This window comes from Halorientalis pallida (assembly GCF_049605515.1).
GTDB classification, from domain to species: Archaea; Halobacteriota; Halobacteria; order Halobacteriales; family Haloarculaceae; genus Halorientalis; species Halorientalis pallida_A.
The window spans coordinates 1,121,225-1,138,885 of record NZ_CP187158.1; the positions used below are offsets into that span (position 1 = coordinate 1,121,225).

18 protein-coding genes are annotated in these 17,661 nt (G+C 65.9%); 6 read left to right on the forward strand and 12 right to left on the reverse strand.

Annotated elements, in window-relative coordinates; translation table 11 throughout:
- Positions 1 to 147: 147 nt before the first annotated feature.
- On the forward strand, positions 148 to 783 hold the full coding sequence (locus ACOZ4N_RS07455) for a helix-turn-helix domain-containing protein (RefSeq protein WP_424019298.1): 636 nt from the start codon (positions 148 to 150) through the stop codon (positions 781 to 783).
- A 117-nt stretch (positions 784 to 900) separates the two neighbouring features.
- On the opposite strand, the gene ACOZ4N_RS07460 is transcribed toward ACOZ4N_RS07455, so the two are convergent.
- Complete coding sequence (locus ACOZ4N_RS07460) at positions 901 to 2,226, reverse strand: P-loop NTPase (protein WP_424019299.1); 1,326 nt, start codon at positions 2,224 to 2,226, stop codon at positions 901 to 903.
- Positions 2,227 to 2,409: 183 nt separating this feature from the next.
- On the opposite strand from ACOZ4N_RS07460, the gene ACOZ4N_RS07465 reads away from it, so the two are divergent.
- Together ACOZ4N_RS07465 and ACOZ4N_RS07470 are read left to right on the forward strand one after the other, a co-directional pair.
- On the forward strand, positions 2,410 to 2,556 hold the full coding sequence (locus ACOZ4N_RS07465) for a DUF7560 family zinc ribbon protein (protein ID WP_424019300.1): 147 nt from the start codon (positions 2,410 to 2,412) through the stop codon (positions 2,554 to 2,556).
- Between the two features lie 71 nt (positions 2,557 to 2,627).
- Entirely contained in the window at positions 2,628 to 2,906 is a 279-nt protein-coding gene (locus ACOZ4N_RS07470; RefSeq protein WP_424019301.1) for a DUF7553 family protein, read from the forward strand.
- Positions 2,907 to 2,933: 27 nt separating this feature from the next.
- Here ACOZ4N_RS07470 and ACOZ4N_RS07475 read toward each other — a convergent pair whose 3' ends face one another.
- The 10 genes from ACOZ4N_RS07475 to ACOZ4N_RS07520 all read right to left on the reverse strand — a co-directional run bounded on the left by ACOZ4N_RS07475 (position 2,934) and on the right by ACOZ4N_RS07520 (position 12,368).
- Entirely contained in the window at positions 2,934 to 3,191 is a 258-nt protein-coding gene (locus ACOZ4N_RS07475) for a HalOD1 output domain-containing protein (protein ID WP_424019302.1), read from the reverse strand.
- A 79-nt stretch (positions 3,192 to 3,270) separates the two neighbouring features.
- Entirely contained in the window at positions 3,271 to 3,759 is a 489-nt protein-coding gene (locus tag ACOZ4N_RS07480) for an Lrp/AsnC family transcriptional regulator (RefSeq protein ID WP_424019303.1), read from the reverse strand.
- Positions 3,760 to 3,851: 92 nt separating this feature from the next.
- Positions 3,852 to 5,417, reverse strand: a complete 1,566-nt coding sequence (locus tag ACOZ4N_RS07485; protein WP_424019304.1) for a long-chain-fatty-acid--CoA ligase — start codon at positions 5,415 to 5,417, stop codon at positions 3,852 to 3,854.
- A 140-nt stretch (positions 5,418 to 5,557) separates the two neighbouring features.
- The gene (locus ACOZ4N_RS07490) at positions 5,558 to 6,313 is read right to left on the reverse strand and encodes an ABC transporter ATP-binding protein (protein WP_424019305.1); all 756 of its coding nucleotides are present in this window, start codon (positions 6,311 to 6,313) and stop codon (positions 5,558 to 5,560) included.
- Complete coding sequence (locus tag ACOZ4N_RS07495) at positions 6,310 to 7,110, reverse strand: ABC transporter ATP-binding protein (protein WP_424019306.1); 801 nt, start codon at positions 7,108 to 7,110, stop codon at positions 6,310 to 6,312. Before ACOZ4N_RS07495 ends, ACOZ4N_RS07490 begins: the two co-directional genes overlap by 4 nt.
- A complete protein-coding gene (locus tag ACOZ4N_RS07500; protein ID WP_424019307.1) occupies positions 7,107 to 8,306 on the reverse strand; it encodes a branched-chain amino acid ABC transporter permease in 1,200 nt (399 codons plus the stop codon). The genes ACOZ4N_RS07495 and ACOZ4N_RS07500 overlap by 4 nt, the downstream gene beginning before the upstream one ends.
- A gap of 4 nt (positions 8,307 to 8,310) precedes the next feature.
- On the reverse strand, positions 8,311 to 9,183 hold the full coding sequence (locus ACOZ4N_RS07505; RefSeq protein ID WP_424019308.1) for a branched-chain amino acid ABC transporter permease: 873 nt from the start codon (positions 9,181 to 9,183) through the stop codon (positions 8,311 to 8,313).
- Positions 9,184 to 9,216: 33 nt separating this feature from the next.
- The gene (locus tag ACOZ4N_RS07510; RefSeq protein WP_424019309.1) at positions 9,217 to 10,593 is read right to left on the reverse strand and encodes an ABC transporter substrate-binding protein; all 1,377 of its coding nucleotides are present in this window, start codon (positions 10,591 to 10,593) and stop codon (positions 9,217 to 9,219) included.
- 97 nt (positions 10,594 to 10,690) lie between these two features.
- Positions 10,691 to 11,482, reverse strand: coding sequence for an enoyl-CoA hydratase/isomerase family protein (locus tag ACOZ4N_RS07515; RefSeq protein WP_424019310.1), 792 nt, complete (start codon positions 11,480 to 11,482; stop codon positions 10,691 to 10,693).
- A 118-nt stretch (positions 11,483 to 11,600) separates the two neighbouring features.
- A complete protein-coding gene (locus ACOZ4N_RS07520; RefSeq protein ID WP_424019311.1) occupies positions 11,601 to 12,368 on the reverse strand; it encodes an SDR family NAD(P)-dependent oxidoreductase in 768 nt (255 codons plus the stop codon).
- 93 nt (positions 12,369 to 12,461) lie between these two features.
- Here ACOZ4N_RS07520 and ACOZ4N_RS07525 point away from each other — a divergent pair, with 93 nt between their 5' ends.
- From ACOZ4N_RS07525 to sod, 3 genes are all read left to right on the forward strand, one after another.
- On the forward strand, positions 12,462 to 13,886 hold the full coding sequence (locus ACOZ4N_RS07525) for a cryptochrome/photolyase family protein (protein ID WP_424019312.1): 1,425 nt from the start codon (positions 12,462 to 12,464) through the stop codon (positions 13,884 to 13,886).
- 64 nt (positions 13,887 to 13,950) lie between these two features.
- Positions 13,951 to 15,657, forward strand: a complete 1,707-nt coding sequence (locus ACOZ4N_RS07530) for a histidine kinase N-terminal 7TM domain-containing protein (protein ID WP_424019313.1) — start codon at positions 13,951 to 13,953, stop codon at positions 15,655 to 15,657.
- A gap of 133 nt (positions 15,658 to 15,790) precedes the next feature.
- The gene (gene sod, locus ACOZ4N_RS07535; protein WP_424019314.1) at positions 15,791 to 16,396 is read left to right on the forward strand and encodes a superoxide dismutase; all 606 of its coding nucleotides are present in this window, start codon (positions 15,791 to 15,793) and stop codon (positions 16,394 to 16,396) included.
- 77 nt (positions 16,397 to 16,473) lie between these two features.
- On the opposite strand, the gene ACOZ4N_RS07540 is transcribed toward sod, so the two are convergent.
- The gene (locus tag ACOZ4N_RS07540; RefSeq protein ID WP_424019315.1) at positions 16,474 to 17,658 is read right to left on the reverse strand and encodes an alpha-hydroxy-acid oxidizing protein; all 1,185 of its coding nucleotides are present in this window, start codon (positions 17,656 to 17,658) and stop codon (positions 16,474 to 16,476) included.
- Positions 17,659 to 17,661: the final 3 nt, after the last annotated feature.

Below are 17,661 nucleotides of genomic sequence, written 5' to 3' on the forward strand. Positions count from 1 at the left end.
GATACCGGCGGATGGGGAATCAGTGTGGGGCCAAAACTGGATGGGGCTTTTTCTCCGCCCCCGCTGGGACCGTCCCGGACACCGCTCCGAGTGGGTCCGAACATCTCCGGGAGTACCCAAATGCTGTGGGAACACCGATGAGTGACTATGAGCGCGACCGGTCTCCAGATCGCGATGGCGGTCGACGCCCCGGCGGGGTGTCCGGCGGGCGAGGTATCGGCGGACACCGGTAGTTCGGTCGAGTCGGTAACCTGGAACCGTGCCGGCGACGGGAGCGTCACCGAGGAGTTCACCGTGGAAGCCGACCTCGACCGCGCGGACGTGGACCCGGTCTTCGAGACCGACGGCCGGACCCGCTACCGGTTCGACCGCGACTGGACCGACCCCTGTGTCTGTGAGACCGTCGAGTTGCAGGGCTGTCCGCTCCAGAACGTCCGCGCCGAGGACGGCCGGCTCCACCTGACCTTCTACGCGCCGGACGTGGACCACGTCCGAGAGATCGTCTCCGAGCTCCGGGAGCGCTACGAGGGCGTCCAGCTGGAACACCTCAGCCAGTCCGGTGACGTGGACGACGAGAACCTCGTCCTCGTGGACCGGAGCCGGCTGACCGACCGCCAGCAGGAGGTCATCGAAACCGCCTACCGGATGGGCTACTTCGAGCATCCCCGCGAGGCCAACGCCAGCGACGTGGCCGGCGAACTCGGGATCACGCTGTCGACGTTCACCGAACACCTCGCCATCGCCCAGTCGAAAGTGCTCGACGCCATCGTCGACGCCGATTGACTCGCTTCGCTCGCCAATCGAGCCCGCCCTCGCTTCGCTCGCGCGGACACCGATTGATTCGCCCCGTTCGTCAATCGAGCCCGCCCTCGCTTCGCTCGCGCGGACGGCGACTGATTCTCAGGGCCGTCTCGTCCGGAGGACCCACGTCTCGGGCCCCCGCTTTTCGACCTCGAACGGCTGGAAGGCCAGCAGGGGGTCCTCGACGCCGGCCAGTTCGCCGAGGTACTCCCGGACCGGCGTCGGGTCCCGGTCGCTCACCAGGTGGAACGGGTCGCCCGACGCGACCGACGCGAACCCCTGTTCGACGGCCTCGTACCGTGCCTCAGGGTCGAGACCGCGCACGTCGACGGCGGCCTCGGGCACGTCGATGTGGCCGACCTCGGCCAGCCGCTCGGTCACACGCTCGGCCAGCTCCGCGAACGGGTCCGGTGCCTCCCGGGGAACGGCCGTCTCCTGCACGTCGTCGGTGAACGGCAACTCCGCGAGGACCGGGACGTCGAGGTCGTCGGCCTCGCCCGCGAACAGCGGATGTTCGTCCCCACACTCCGGGCAGGTGTGACTGGCCATGTTGAGGACCGTCCCCAGCACCGGCACGCCTTCGTCGGCGAACAACTCGACGCTCCGGCGCGTGTCGGCGACGCTGGACTGGAACGGCGTGGTGACGAACAGCACACCGTCCACGCTCGTCTCCTGAAGGATCGACAGCGGCACGTCGCCGGTTCCGGGCGGCAAGTCGAGGACGAGCGTGTCCCGGTCGGTCCAGGCAGTCGTCTCGGCCAGATCCGTCACCGCGTCGTGGGCGACCGACCCGCGCCAGGCCAGCGGCTGGCTGTCGCTCATCAGCCCGGTACTCATCACCTCGACGCCGCCGGTCTCGACGGGCCGGGGCCGGTCGTCCGCGCCCGCCCGGACCGGCCCGTCCACGTCGAGTAGCGTCGGGACGTTCGGACCGTAGAGGTCGGCGTCGAAGATCCCGACCGCGCGGTCCGCGGCCAGCGCACAGGCCAGCTGGACCGCGACAGTCGACTTCCCGACGCCGCCTTTGGCGCTTGCGACCGCGATCACCCGGTCGATCCCTTCGAAGGCATCAGTGTTGTCGGCGGACTCGGCGTCGTGCCCGTTGTCGGGACGACCGCCGTGGTCGTGCGCCGGCGTGGTCCCGTGACCGCCGCCCATCGCGTGGCCGCCGCCGGACTGCGGCGTCACCTGCCGCACGCGCACCTCGCCGACGCCGTCGACGCCGCCGACCGCGCTGACCACGGCGTCTGCGACTCCGCGGGCCATCGAGGGGTCGACGGCGGTCGTGTCGAGCGCGACCGTCACGTCGCCGTCCTCGACCGTGAGGTCGTGGACCAGCCCGGCCTCGTACACGTCGGTTCCGAGCGACGGATTCTGTACCTGCCCCAACGCCGACTCGACCGCGGATTCGAGTTCGCATGACATGCTGGTGTCTCCGACGCGAACGCGTCGCCTAGCCATAGCACCCGGGCCTCGGTAGCTTCCCGACCAAAACGTCGTGGCGGTTTAAGTGAGCGGTGCCGGTCGGGCCGTGTCTGGCAGGGGCATCACAACCCCCACAGCATTGTGGCCCGCGTTTTAGTCCCACCGTGGCCGAACCGACGCCCGATGCCCGACTTCGAGTTCGAGTGTCCCCACTGCGGGGAGCGGACGGTCGTCGACGAGGCGGTCCGCCGACTCCTCGTCGCGAACGGCTGTGTCGTCTGTGGCGGAGTCGTCACGGGAGACGCCTTCACACGGGGGACTGCGGCCTGAACCGTGGTGGGCGTTCGTCGTCACAGTTCCGTGGGGAGTAACTTATCCGACTGCGGACGCGAGCCTCGCGCATGACGCGGGAACACCTCGAAGCGGCCAACCGGGCCCTCCTGGACGCCATCGAGACGCCGCCCGAAACCGGGATGGAGGACGAACTGGACGAACTGGCGGGACAGCTCTGGTACCTCGCGACCGAGAAGGAGCGCCCGCCGGATCAGGGCCGACTCGAACGCGTCCAGTACCGCCTGACCGTCCTCCGCGAACAGGTTCACGGGCGGCGGCGTGACCTGGTGGCCGCCGCAATCGACGAGATCTGTGCCTGTCGGGAAGACGCGACGGCAGCCGTGTGACAGGGCAGAAAAACGGATTCGAGTCCGTCAGGATTCGATGGAGACCGACCCTTCGCTGTGGACGGTGACTTCGCATCCGTGGTAGGTGAAGACGATCCGTCCCTCCCGCTGACCGGCCGCCGAGGTACCGGCGAAGATCCTGTCCAGCGCCTCCGGATCGACCGCCTCGTACAATTTGGGCGTGATGTCGGACGGGTCGACTCCCTTCTCCCGCGCCACCGCCTCCACCACGGACTGACTGACGCTCCGATTCCCTCCGATCACCGTACTGGCCGGGGCAGTCATGCTTCGAAACAACGGCCCCACGTTCTTGAAAGTATTGATAATTTTACAATATACAGCCGCATTTTAAACAGGCTGGAAATCATCGACTCTCGGCCTCGCTGGTGTACTGTTTTCCGAAGTGATCGTACGGCTGGAACCGGTGTCGTTTCATCATGACCATGCGTTCGACGTCGACACCGGTTTCGTTCAGTGCCGTGAGGCTCCGCTCGATGTCGTCCTGGGTGTGACCGACCAGTTCTATCGACAGGTTCTGCTTGCTCGTCAGCAGTTCTCTGACGCTCACGACGCCGGCGATAGAGAGGATATCGTCGGCGGTGTCGCCCTGTTCCGTGATCGGGACCGTCGCGATAGCGAGCACGTGGTGTCGCAGATCCGTCTTCTCGTAGTCGATCGACGGGAAGTAGCCGGTGATGACGCCGGCCGATTCGAGATCGTTGATGCGGTTGGCGACCGTGCTGGACGAGACTCCGACTTTCTCGCCGATGTCCGCGGTCGTGTGGCTCCGGGCGTTCTGCTGGAGTAAATAGAGAATCCCCTTGTCGACCCTGTCGATGTCCGCTGAGGACATGGGTGACAGTAGGTCACCCACGGTGAAGTGAATTTTTGCAAGCGCTCACACAGTTCGGTCGGCCCGTCGATGGCCGGACCCTGCCGGGCCGATCAGTTCGCTTCTTCCTGCTCGCGGAGCTCGAACTTCTGGACCTTCCCGGTCGTCGTGCGGGGCAGTTCCTCGACGAACTCGACCTGGCGGGGGTGTTTGTACTCGGCCATGTGTTCGAGGCAGTACTCCTTGATCTCCTCGGGGGTCACGTCGGCGTCGGGCTTGGGCACGATGAAGGCCTTGACCGTCTCGCCACGGCGCTCGTCCGGGATGCCGACGACGGCCGCGTCGGCCACGTCCTCGTGCTCGAAGAGCAACTCCTCGACCTCACGCGGGTAGACGTTGTACCCGCCCGTGACGATCATGTGTTTCTCCCGGTCGATGACGTAGAAGTAGTCGTCCTCGTCCCAGTAGCCGAGGTCCTCGGTGTGGAACCAGGTCTTGCCGTCGACTTCGGTGAAGGCCTCCTCGTTCGCGCCGGGGCGACCGTGGTAGCCCTTCATCACGTTGGGGCCGGAGACGACGACCTCGCCGACGATCTCGTCGAGGTTGACCTCCTCCTCGTCGATGGGACCCTCCTCGACGCGGGGCATCTCCTCGAAGTCCTCGTCGACGATCTTGGCGTCGACGCCGGGGATGGGCTGGCCGATGGAGCCTTTCCGGCGCGCGCCGGGCCGGTTGGCGTGGGTGATCGGACTCGTCTCGGTCAGGCCGTAGCCCTCGAACAGTTCGACGCCGAAGATCTCCTCGAAGCGGTTGATGACCTCGACCGGACAACTGCTCCCGCCGGAGTTGACGAAGCGGAGACTGGAGAAGTCGTAGTCGCCCGCGTCGGGGTGGTTGATGATGTCGTTGTACATCGCGGGCACCCCGTGCATGATGGTCAACTGCTCGGACTGGATCAGACCCATCGCGGTCTCGGCGTCCCACTCGGGCAGGGGGTAGTACGTCGAGCCGTTGTAGAGGCCGGCGTTCATCACGACGGTCATGCCGTAGATGTGGAACAGGGGCAGGACGCCCAGCAGTTTGTCCTCGGGGCCGTAGTCCTCCTCCATCACGTCGCCGGCGTGGCGGGTCATCCAGCCCAGGTTGCGGTGGGTCAGGAGGACGCCTTTCGGCGTGCCCGTGGTCCCGCTGGTGTAGGGTTGGGCGGCCACGTCCTCGTCGTCGCGCTCGACGGTCTCCATCGGTTCGTCGGCGAGGAAGGCGTCGAATTCGGTCGCGCCCTCGGCGTCACCGCCGACGCTGACGATCTGCTCGACGTTCGTGTCGTCCTGCACCTCGCGAACGAACGGTACCAGATCCGACAGCGCGACCACGGCCTTGGCCTCGCTGTCCTCGAGCATGTGGCTGATCTCGCGGGCCTTGTACTGGGGGTTCATCGGGACGACGGCCCCGCCGGCCCGGAGGACGCCGTAGTAGGAGGTGACGAACTGCGGGAGGTTCGGCAGGTAGACGCCCACGCGGTCGCCGGGTTCGACGCCGGCGTCCCGCAGTGCGGCCGCGAGTTGCCCGGTCCGGTGCCAGAACGCCTCGTAGGAGATGTCCGTGTCCCGGAAGGAGATAGCGGTCTGTTCGGGGTATTCTGCGACCGTCTCGGCCACGTCGTTTACGAGGTTTGTCATCACTCGCCACCAACGGCTGACGTGATTAAAATAGTTGTCTTATCCTCCACCATCGTTTCGGCATTTCGTGTCAGGCGCTAACAACGGTGCCGTGGGGAGCGGTGGAGCTTACAACGGAAGCGGTTCGGCGGTGTGAGGGGTTATCCGCCGAGATAGGACTCGCGGATGTAGTCGTCGTCGCGCAGTTCCGACGGCGGTCCCTGCCGGACGACCTCGCCGTTTTCGAGCAGGTTGATCCGGTCGGCGTGGTTCATCGCGAAGGTGACGTTCTGCTCACACAGCAGGATAGTGACGCCTTCCTCCTGGATGCGGTCGATGCCCTCGCTGATGTCGTCGAGGATGACGGGTGCGAGCCCCAGCGTCGGTTCGTCCAGCACCAGCAGTTCGGGGTCGCTCATCAGCGCGCGGCCGATGGCGAGCATCTGCTGTTCCCCGCCCGACATCGTGTGGGCGTGCTGGTCCTTGCGCTCCTCCAGCGTCGGGAACAGGTCGTAGACGAACTCCAGCCGTTCGTCGTAGTCACCCCGGACGTACGTGCCCAGATCGAGGTTGTCCTCGACGGACATGAACCCGAACAGGTCCCGTTTCTCCGTACACTGGATGAGGCCACGCTCGACGAGGCCCTCCGGATCGCTCTCGCCGACCTCCTCGCCCTTGTACGTGATCGAGCCGTCGTAGGGGAGAAAGCCGGAGATGGAGTTGGCCAGCGTCGACTTGCCCGCGCCGTTGGGACCGATGACCGAGATCAACTCGCCGGTTCCGATCTCCAGGTCGACGCCGTTGAGCGCCTGGACCTTCCCGTAGGAGACGTGGACGTCGTCGATGGACAGGATCGAGTCGCCGCCGGGACGGGAGCCGGCCGCCGCGCCCGTGGTGCCCTCTGCGTCGGAGCTCATTCGAGTCCACCTCCGAGATACGCCTCCTGAACCTCGGGATTGTTCTTGATCTCGTCGGGTGTGCCCTCCGCGAGCAGCGAACCGAAGTTGATCACGATGGCGCGGTCGATCAACTGCAGGAGTCCGCGCATGTTGTGGTCGACGACGACGAGGGTCATCCCCTCGTCGCGCAGTTCGAGCAGGAGTTCCGAGACGCTCTCGACCTCCGGCCCGGAGAGACCGGCGAACGGCTCGTCGACGAGCAACAGGTCGGGATCGGTCCCCAGCGCGCGCCCGAGTTCCAGCCGGAGCATCCCGGCGTGAGGCAGTTCCGCGGGCGTCTGGTGGAGCCGGTCGCCGAGGCCGACGCGCTCACAGATCTCCTTGGCATCGGACCGGAACTCGCCCAGCAGGCCGTCGGTCGTGACCAGTTTGTCCTTCATCATCGAGAGCGCGACGTTTTTCAGGACGCTCCGGTCTTCGAGCGGTGCGAACGACTGGAACGTGCGGGCCATCCCGCGTTTGACCATCTCGTGTGGCGGCGTTCCGGTCACCTCCTCGCCCTTGTACCAGACGGTGCCGGCGGTCGGGGGGTACGTGCCCGTCACGCAGTTGAACGTCGTCGACTTGCCCGCGCCGTTGGGGCCGATAAAGCCCAGGATCTCCTGTTCCTGCACCGCGAAGGAGAGATCGTCGACGGCCACGAGGCCGCCGAACTCCTTGCGCAGGCCCTCGACGGCGAGGATGCCGTCGTCGGGGCCGACCTCGTCGTCGACCGTCGCCGTCGCCGCTTCCTCTGCCGTCGTGTCGGCGCTCATTCGTCGTCACCTCCGAACATGTTGTCGTAGTACTCCTGATAGCGTTCCATGGTCTGTGCGACCGGGTTGGTGCCGGCGTCCTCGGGGGACTGGCCCCCGTCGGCCGCCATGCCTTCTTCACCGCCGTCGCGGCCGGTCGCGCGCCGGCCCAGCGCGATGCCCCAGCGCAACACGCCACCGGGGAAGATGTTCAGCAGGAAGAGCGTCACGATGGCAAATAGGAAGAACGACATCTCCGAGATGGACTTCCCGAGCACCGGGACGGTGAACTCGACGAGATTGAGGTAGTCGGGCACCATGGCGACGAACAGGCCGCCGAGTGCAGCCCCGACGATGGTCCCCATTCCGCCCAGCACGGCTGCGATGATGACCTCGACGTTGATGATGACCGACATCAGCTCCGAGGGCGTCGGCGACCCGACCGGCGTGTGCACGTACACTGCGCCGGCGAGGCCACCGATAGCGCCGCTGAGGACGAACGCGAAGATCTTGAACTTCGCCTTGCTCAGGCCCGCGGCCGACACGGCGTCTTCGTCCTCGCGGATCGCGGTGAGGATCGATCCCGTGTTCGAGCGGGTGAGTGCCCACAGCAGGGCGAAGATGGCGAGGAACAGCCCGAGCGCGAGGAAGTAGTTGCTCACGAAGCCCAGGCCGATGAGATTGTCGGGGTTGCTCAGGCCCTGTTCACCGCCGAAGATGTCGCTCATGAAGATGAACACCTGGAGCAAGATGAGCGGTGCGACCAGCGTCACCAGCGACAGGTACGGCCCTTCGATACGGAGGGCCGGCACGCCGATCATGACGCCGGCCAGTGCGGCCAGCAAGACACCGCCGAGGATCGAGATCCACGGCGAGAGTCCGTGGCCCATGTTCAGCAACGCCGAGGTGTAGCCCCCGACGGCGAAAAACAGGCCGTGCCCGAAGCTGATCTCGCCGGTGTAGCCGGAGACGGCGTCCCAGCTCATCGCGAACATGGCGAAAAACAGCGCGGCCGCCACGTTGTACAGCCCGAGTTCCCAGGAGTTGGCCGGCAGGATGATCACCACGAGCTGGCCGACGACCGGTAGCGAGACCAGCAGCGGTAGCGCGATGAGGAAGGCCAGTCCGAGCACGCCGATCTTCTGTCGCAGCGGCAGTCCGAGCGGGTTCAGTTGCCCGAGTAGCAGGCGTAGTCGAGATTTTGAATTGTCAGTCATGGTATCACTCCGCGAACTCCCGGCCGAAGAGGCCTTCAGGTTTCACCAGCAGGACGACCACGAGGACGACGAGCGGTGCCAGCCCCTGGAGGCTGGACGAGATCAGGTTCGTCGTCGCGATCTCGAGGAAGCCGATGAGGTACGCGCCGATGACGCTTCCACGGATCGAGCCGATCCCGCCGACGACGACGATGGAGAAGGAGAGCACGAGTTGTGCCTGCCCCATCGCGAAGTCGGCCGTCAGCCACGATCCCAGGAAAAGGCCGGCGATGCCGGCGAACGCGCCCGCGATGATCCACGTGATCAGGTTGATGCGACTGCTCTTGATCCCGACGAGCGATGCGCCCTTGTGACTCATGCTGACCGCCAGGATGCCTTTGCCGGTTTTCGTGTAGTTGACGAACAGGAACAACAGGCCGATGATGATCCACGAGACGACGAACATCACGCCCAGCAGGTTCTGGAACGTCGACCCGGCGATGGAGAACTGACCCTCGATGAGTCTCGGGAGCGACCGGCTGGTCGTTCCCTCGAAGACCACGATGGCCTGTTCGATGACGACGCTCACCACGAGCGTCGTGATCATCACCATGATCGGCTCCTCTTCGAGCCGCTTGACCATGCCGAGATACAGCAGGCCGGCGAACAGCGCCGGGATCGTGACCGAGGCCAGCACCGCCCCCGGGATACCGAGGCCGAACTGGCCGGCGTAGTACGCCGAGAACGCGCCCATCGTGATGGTGGCCCCGTGGGCGAGATTCAGGACACCCCCGACGCCGAAGATGAGGGTAAATCCGATGGCGATCAGCGCGTACAGGGCGCTGATCATTGCCGCCTGTACGATGATTGTGAGTGCGACTGAGAGTATACTTGCCATATGTGAAATATGAACTGAGAAGGTCAGTCCGCGTTACACCCAGGGCGGAGTTTCGTAGTCGGCGCTCGAGACGTAGCTCGGGTGCAGGACTTCCTGAACGCCGCTGCCGTCTTCCGACTGCCACTGCTGGAAGACGGGGTTGACGCCAGTTTCCGGCGGACTGTCGGTCGTGAAGTTGTACTTGATGTCGTGTGCGTACTTGTGATCCTTGCCGTAGTAGTCGATGCTGCCCGCGGTCCCCGTGTAGGAACTCTGTTCGAGTCCTTTGACGATCTCGTCGGAGTTGACCGTGCCGCGCTCGGTGGCGACGTTCGCCCACTGCATGACCGCGTCGTGGGTGATGTACCCGGTGTAGACCGGGTACCCGCCGTTGGCTTCGTTGTAGGCTTCGGCGTAGTCCAGCGTCTTGTCGGTGAGTTCGCTCTGGGGGGTCGCCGTGTTCTGCGTGACCGTGTACTGGCAGGCCCCACCGGTCATGCTGTAGTAGGCCGGCAGTTGCGTCAGCACGTGGATGCCACCGAACTCGAAGGGTCGCTGGTCACGCGCCCACTGGACGACCGCCGGCGTCCCGGTGTGGGCCATCGCGACGAAGGCCGCGTCCGCGCCGGAGTCCTCCACGGAGTCGTAGATCGGGCCGAAGTTCTGGGTCCCGGAGGCGTACCGTCGTTCCATCGCGACGTCGACGTCCAGATCGCCGATGTGGTCGTCGATGGCCCTCTGGACCGGATTGGTCCACTCGTAGTTCTCCACCAGCAGCGCCACCGAGTCCCAGCCGAGGTCGCTCCCCTTCGCGCCGAGGAAGTCGACCATGTTCTGGCCCAGGTGATACCCGTTGATCGGGCCGGTCCGGAAGTGGTACTTGTACTTCTCGTAGTTTTCGTTGACCTGCTTGCTCGCCTTCGGGGACGCCGCGCCGGTCGTCATGTGGACCGTCTTCTGCTGTGCGATGGGGTCCATCAGCTGGAGCAGGACCTCGCTCGTGAACACACCGGTCGTCATGTGCGCGCCTTCGTCCAGCGTCAGCGCACGATAGCGCTGTCGACCCGTCGACGGGCTCTCCTCGGTGTTCTTGATCGAGACCTTGACGTTGTCGGCCTCGCTCAGCAGCTCGTCGCTGTTGTTGATCTTCTTGGCGGCCAGTTCCGCCGAGTTGGCGATGGCCGCACCGATCGGGTTGTTCTCCGGTGCCGGAGCGAGTACCCCGATGGTCACCTCGCTCGGGATGCCCTCGGTCGAGCTTCCGGGACCGCCCCCGAGACAACCCGCGAACCCTGTCGCTGCCGCCCCGACACCGGCCGCCTGAATGAACCGGCGACGGTTAAGCTTCGATTTATTTCCATTGTATTCGTCCCCAATTTCTTTGCTACCATTGGCGCCTCCTGCACCGCTACTACTTCCATCGTTAACCATGGTGTCTGTCCCCACATTGTAAACGAGGGTAATAAATGTTCGTGGCGTTTGTTGGCAGCACGACAGGAAATTTGAAGCTACTATAAAAGGCCTCGTATTACCGGCCTTCAAAGTCGGGGTCCCGACCCTCCATGAACGCCGTCGCACCCTCCTCGTGATCGTGCGTCTCGAAGACCTGCGCCTGGCCCGCGGCCTCGTTTGTCATGGCCTGATCGAGGTCGCTGTTGAGCCCCTGGCGGATGAGTCGTTTCGAGGTTTTCAGCGCGACCGTGGGGCCAGTGGCGATCCGGTCGACGTATTCGGCGGCCTTCTCCTCGAACTCGTCCTCGTCGTAGACCTGGGTGAACAGGCCGACGTCCTCCGCTTCCTCGGCGTCGAGCATCTCGCCGGTCAAGACGAGTTCCTGGGCCTTGTTCTGGCCGACGATCCGGGGCAGGAAGTACGACGTACCCGTGTCGACCGCGAGCCCGACCTGTCGGAACCCGAAGCTGATCCGGGAGTTCTCGCTGGCGACCTGCACGTCACACGCGATGGCCAGGTTCGCGCCCGCGCCGAAACAGGCCCCGTCGATCTTGGCGATCACCGGCAGTTCACACTGGTGGACCCGAACGAGCGCCTCGGAGGTCTGGTTGATGCTCTGGACCTTCTCGTAGGGCTGGACCTCCCCGTGGAGGCCTTCGAGCATGGCGTTGATGTCTCCGCCGGCGGAGAAGGAACCGCCAGCGCCGGTGAGGACGACACACCGTGCGTCGGACTCGTCGACCCGATCCATGGCGTCGACGATGCCCTCGGCCACGTCGCCCGTCAGCGCGTTGCGCATGTCCGGTTCGTTCAGCGTCACTGTGGCGATGCCGTCCTCGACTTCGAAAAGTACTGATTCGTCCGACATACTACGACCCCTGTCGGCCCACCCGTTCAAAAAATTTCCCCATCGGCTACCACTGGTTCGTCATCGCCAGTTTACGCTAACATTGTAATTTAGCCGGTATCCGACCGTGAGGTCCCAGCTAGCGACTCGTCCAGCCACCGTCGACCGACAGCACGGAGCCGGTAACGTAACTCGCGGCGTCGCTGGCCAGGAAGACGGCCGGGCCGGCGATCTCGTCGGGCTCTGCGAACCGCTCCAGCGGCGTCCGGTCCAGCAGTGACTGGCGGATGTCCTCGTTTTCCATCGCTTCCTCGATGAGGTCCGTCGCGACGTAGCCGGGCGCGATGGCGTTGACCCGAATCTCGGGAGCCCAGTCCAGCGCCATGCTCTTGGTCAGGCCCACCAGGCCGTGTTTGGAGGCGACGTAGGGATGCTGGCGGGGAAGCCCGACCAGCCCGCCGACGCTGGCGACGTTGATCAGACTGCCGCCGCCGTCTGCCAGATGTTCCGCGCCCGCCTGCGCGCACGCGAACGCGCCCCGGAGGTTCACGTCGACCGTGAAGTCGAATCCGTCCTCCAGGTCGACCCGCTCGGGCGACCCGAGTGCGGGGTCGGGGTTGACACCGGCGTTGTTGACCACCACGTCGACGCCGCCGAAGGCGTCGACCGCCTCGTCGAACAGGGCCCCGACGCTGTCCTCGTCGGTCACGTCCACCGTCGCGGCCCGGGCCTCACCGCCGGCTTCGCGGATGGTCGCCGCCACGGTCTCCACGTCCTCGGCCGTCCGGGACGCGGGAACGACCGACGCGCCAGCACCGGCCAGCCCTTCCGCGATGGCCCGCCCGATGCCGCGACTCCCGCCGGTGACGACTGCGACACGTCCACTCAGGTCGAACTCGTCGTGCATACCCCCGCCTGCGACCGGGACGCCGATAAATACTGTGCGAGTGCCCCACTGGTTGGGCGGGGACTTTTGGACAAGCCCGTCCCTACAGGAGTTATGCGCATTCACTGGCATCGGCGGGACCTGCGGGGCGCGGACAACGCCGGCCTCCGGGCGGCCGCGACTGCCGCCACCGACGACGATACGCCCGGTGTGGTCCCCGTGTTCGTCTTCGACCGTGACGTGCTGGCCCACGCCGGGCCGCCCCGGGTCGCGTTCATGCTCGACGCGCTCGACTCGCTCAGGGAGTGGTACCGCGACCGCGGCAGCGACCTGCTCGTCCGGCGGGGCGACCCCCGCGAGGTCCTCCCCGACCTCGCCGCCGAGTTCGACGCCGCGGGCGTCACCTGGTGCAAGGACTACTCCGGACTGGCGACCGAACGCGACGCCGAAGTCCGGCAGGCCCTGGCCGAGGAAGACGTGACACGGGAGAGCGTCCACGACGCGATCTTCCACGAACCCGGCGCGATCACCACCAACGACGGCGACCCCTACCAGGTGTTCACCTACTTCTCGAAGAAGTGGCACGACCGACGGAAACCCGATCCCTTCGACGCACCCACCGGCGACGAATTGGCCGACGTGTCCGACGACGAGCCGCTGCCGTCGCTCTCGGAGCTGGGATTCGACGACCCCGAGGCCGACGTGCCGCCCGCGAGTCCCGCGGCCGCACGCGACCGGCTCACCGACTTCTGTGACGGACCGATCTACCGCTACGAGGAACGACGCGACTACCCCGCCGACGACTGTACGTCCCGGCTCTCGGCCCACCTGAAGTGGGGGACCATCGGCATCCGGGAGGTGTACGAGGAGACCGAGGCCGCGAAGTTCGAGGTGGCGGAGGGGAGCGACGAGGCCGAGTCAGTGGTCGAGTTCCAGGACCAGCTGGCCTGGCGGGAGTTCTACACGCAGGTTCTCTTCTACAACCCCGATGTGGTGACGGAGAACTACAAGACCTACGAGCGAGCGATAGAGTGGCGAGACGACCCAGAAGCACTGCAGGCCTGGAAGGACGGCGAGACGGGCTACCCCATCGTCGACGCCGGGATGCGCCAGTTGCGCGAGGAGGCGTACATGCACAACCGCGTGCGCATGATCGTCGCCTCCTTCCTGACGAAGGACCTCCTGCTCGACTGGCGACACGGGTACGACTGGTTCCGCGAGAAACTGGTCGACCACGACACGGCCAACGACAACGGCGGGTGGCAGTGGGCCGCCTCGACGGGGACCGACGCCCAGCCGTACTTCCGGATCTTCAACCCCACGACACAGGGCGAACGCTACGACCCCGACGCCGAGTACATCACGACGTACGTGCCGGAACTGCGCGGCGTCGATCCAGACCTGATCCACGACTGGCCGACCCTCTCGCTGACCCAGCGCCAGCAGGCGGCACCGGAGTATCCCGCGCCCATCGTGGATCACGGCGACCGGCGCGAGCAGGCCATCGAGATGTTCGAGTCCGCTCGCGGGGACGACTAATCCCCGGAGAGCCACCGGTTGTCTTTATAACGTCAGCCACACGAGATACGCGGGAGTCGCGATTATGGCGGTCTCTCACGTCTCGTTCGTGCTCATCTGGGGGACGATCACGGCCTCCGCCGCGCTGACGCTTCTGGCGTGGCGACAGCGGCCCAAACCCGGCGCGACGCCGTTCGCGGCGATGATGGGAGCCGGGACGTGGTGGGTCGTGACCTCCGCTATCGGTCTGTTCACCCTCGATTCCGGCCGGCGAATACTCCTGCACAACCTGGAGTGGGTCGGTCCCGCCATCCTCCCGCCGGCGTGGCTGGTGTTCGCCCTGGAGTACACGAGCCGCGAGGAGTACGTCTCCCGGCGGACGCTGGCAGCCCTCGGAGTCGTCCCGCTGGTCACCCTGCTCTTGCTGGCGACCAACGACGCCCACCATCTGCTGTACACGGACCGGGCGGTCCGACGGTACGGCGACATCGCCCTCGTCGAAGCGCGGCGTGGCCCCTGGTTCTGGGTGTTCATCACCTACGCGTACGCGTTACTGGCGGCCGGAACCTTCCACGTCATCCAGCTGGCGGTCAGTAGCCGGTCGCTGTACCGAGGGCAGGCGGCCGCCCTGCTCGTGACCGTCCTCGCGCCGTGGGTAGGAAACCTCATCTACGCCACCGACTACCTCCCGGTCGTCCTGCTGACGGGCAGTGACCTGTCGCTGACGAACTTCGACCCGACGCCGTTCATGTTCGTCATCTCCGGGGCGGCGGGGCTGGCCGCGCTGTCGCAGTTCCGGTTTCTCGACGCCGTCCCGGTCTCCAGCCGGGTCGCCCGGGATTCGGTCGTCGAGAGCATGGACGACGGGGTGATCGTCGTCGACGACGACGACACCGTGATCGACTGCAATCCCCGGGCGGCCGACATCCTCGACTGCGAGCGCGACGCCGCCGTCGAACGGCCGGTGTCGGCACTCCTGCCGACGTACTCGGAGCTGGACGACGGTGACACCGAGACCATCGAGATCGAACGCCCGGACGGGGTTCGCTACTACGAACTCAGCGAGACCGATCTGGGGTCGACCGTCGACGGAACCGACGGCCACATCGTGTTGATCCACGACGTGACCGACCGGCGCAATCGCGTCCAGCAACTCGACGTGCTGAACCGCGTCCTCCGGCACAACCTCCGCAACGAGATGAACGTCATCTACGGCTACGCTGACCGACTCGACGATGGCGAGGCCGTCGACCGCATCCAGGAGAAGGCCATGCGCATGGTCACACTCGGCGACAAGGCCCGCGAGATCGACCGCATCCTCGACGACGAGGGTGACGGCGATCCGATCACAGTCTCGCAGGTCCTCGACCTCGAGATCGAACGCGCACGGGAGACCTACCCCGACGTGACCTTCGAGTCGACGGCCCCCGACGGGGACGCTACCTGCGACCGGCCGCTCGGGGCTGTCCTCCGGAACCTGCTGGAAAACGCCGCCGAACACAACGACAGCGACGAGCCATGGGTCCGGGTGGACGCCCGAATCGAGGGCGACGAGGCGGTCATCGACGTCGTCGACAACGGCCCCGGCATCCCCGCCGAGGAGCGGTCGGTCCTGCGGACCAAAGAGGAGACGCCGCTGCAGCACTCCAGTGGCCTGGGCCTGTGGCTCGTCTCCTGGGGGATCGAACGGCTCGGCGGGACGGTCACCATCGTCGAGTCGGACGAGTCGGGCACCACCATCCGGCTGGAAGTGCCGGTGATCGAGGACTCGAACCAGGCCGCGAGCGAGTGAGATCCGCGGCCGTGCCGGCGACCCGATCCTAGCCGATACCGGTTACGCGTCGGCCGGATTTTGCACGATATCACCCGCCTTCTAAACCTTTAACAGGTGGCCAGCCGACTACTGTGGTGGAGGAGAATTACATATGCCCGAGAGATCTAACCCCGAACTGCCACCGCTTCCGTACGACTACGACGCGCTGGAGCCGTCGATCAGCGAGCAGGTGCTCGAATGGCACCACGACACCCACCACCAGGGCTACGTCAACGGCCTCGAAAGCGCCGAGGAGACCCTCGCGGAGAACCGTGAGAACGGTGACTTCGGGAGCTCCGCGGGTGCCATCCGTAACGTGACCCACAACGGCAGTGGGCACTATCTCCACACGCTGTTCTGGGAGAACATGGACCCCAACGGCGGCGGCGAACCCTCCGGGGAACTCGCCGACCGCATCGAGGAGGACTTCGGCTCCTACGAGGGCTGGAAGGGCGAGTTCGAGGCCGCCGCCGGCGCCGCCGGTGGGTGGGCCCTGCTCGTGTACGACCCGGTCGCCGACCAGCTGCGCAACCTCGTCGTCGACAAGCACGACCAGGGGGCGCTGTGGGGCTCGCACCCGATCCTGGCGCTGGACGTCTGGGAGCACTCCTACTACTACGACTACGGTCCGGACCGCGGCAGCTTCATCGAGGGCTTCTTCGACGTGATCGACTGGGACGAAGTCGCAGACCAGTACGCGAAGGCCACCTCGCAGTAGCGCCGTAGTCGAACCACGACATTTCTTTCGACGCTCGATCCATCAGCCCCGGGTCCGTCGGGAAAACGGGATCCGGCTCAGTGCAACTCCGACTCGTGGCGGAGCGTGTCCCGCGTGATCTCGTCGACGTTGCGACAGCCCGAGAGCCCCATCGTCAGATCGAACTCCGCGACGAAGTTCCGCAGGTAGGTCTCGACACCGTCGGCCCCGTCGACCGCCAGCGAGTAGGCGTACGGCCGGCCGAGCAAGACGGCGTCGGCACCCAGCCCGATAGCCTTGAACGCGTCGGAGGCCCGCCGGACGCCGCTGTCGAAGGTGATCGGCACCTCGCCGTCGACTTCCTCGGCCACCGCAGGGAGGGCTTCGATGGCCGAGATCGAGCCGTCGACCTGGCGGCCGCCGTGGGTCGAGACGCCGATGCCGTCCGCGCCGTGTTCGATGGCCAGCCGGGCGTCTTCGGGGTCGAGGATGCCCTTGATGAGGACGGGCAGATCGGTGTTGTCGTGGACGAACTGGAGGTCCTCCCAGGTGAGGCCGGGGTCGCCGAAGATATCGAGGAAGTGTTCGACCGCCGCAGAGGGGTTCTCCTCCGGCGGTTCGTCGAGCTGGGAGCGGAACTCGGGGTCGGAGAAGTAGTTGCCCACGCCCTCGCCCTCGAGGAAGGGGTAGTAGCCGCGTTCGATCAGGCGCTCGCGCCAGCCCAGGATTGGAGCGTCGACGGTGACGACGATGGCGTCGTAGCCCGCCTGCTCGGCGCGGTCGAGGAAGCTCTTGGCGATGGCGTCGTCCGAGGACCAGTAGAACTGGAACATCTTCGGGGTGTCGCCCAGCGCCTCGGCCACGTCCTCCATGGGTTCCGTCGAGAGGGAACTCAGGATCAGGGGCACGTCCATCTCGGAAGCGCCCTGTGCGGTGCCGATCTCGGCGGACTCGTGGAGGAGCGACTGGACGCCCAGCGGTGTCAGCGCGATGGGCACGTCGAAGTCGACGCCGGCGATCTCGGTCGAGAGGTCGCGGGACTCGACGCCCCGGAGCATCTTGGGGACGATCCGCCACGGCGAGAAGTCCTTGTTGCGCTCGAAGGTCTCGTCGCTGCCCGCACCGCCGTGGACGTAGGCGCGGCCTTCGTCGCTCATGGCCGCGTGGGCGGCTTTCCGGAGGTCCTCGTAGGACACCGGGAAGTCCGTGGTCTCGTTCTCCAACATACCGCGGCGATAGATGTCGTTGACGCGGTCGTCGCCGAATCGGTCGGAGTCTGGCATACG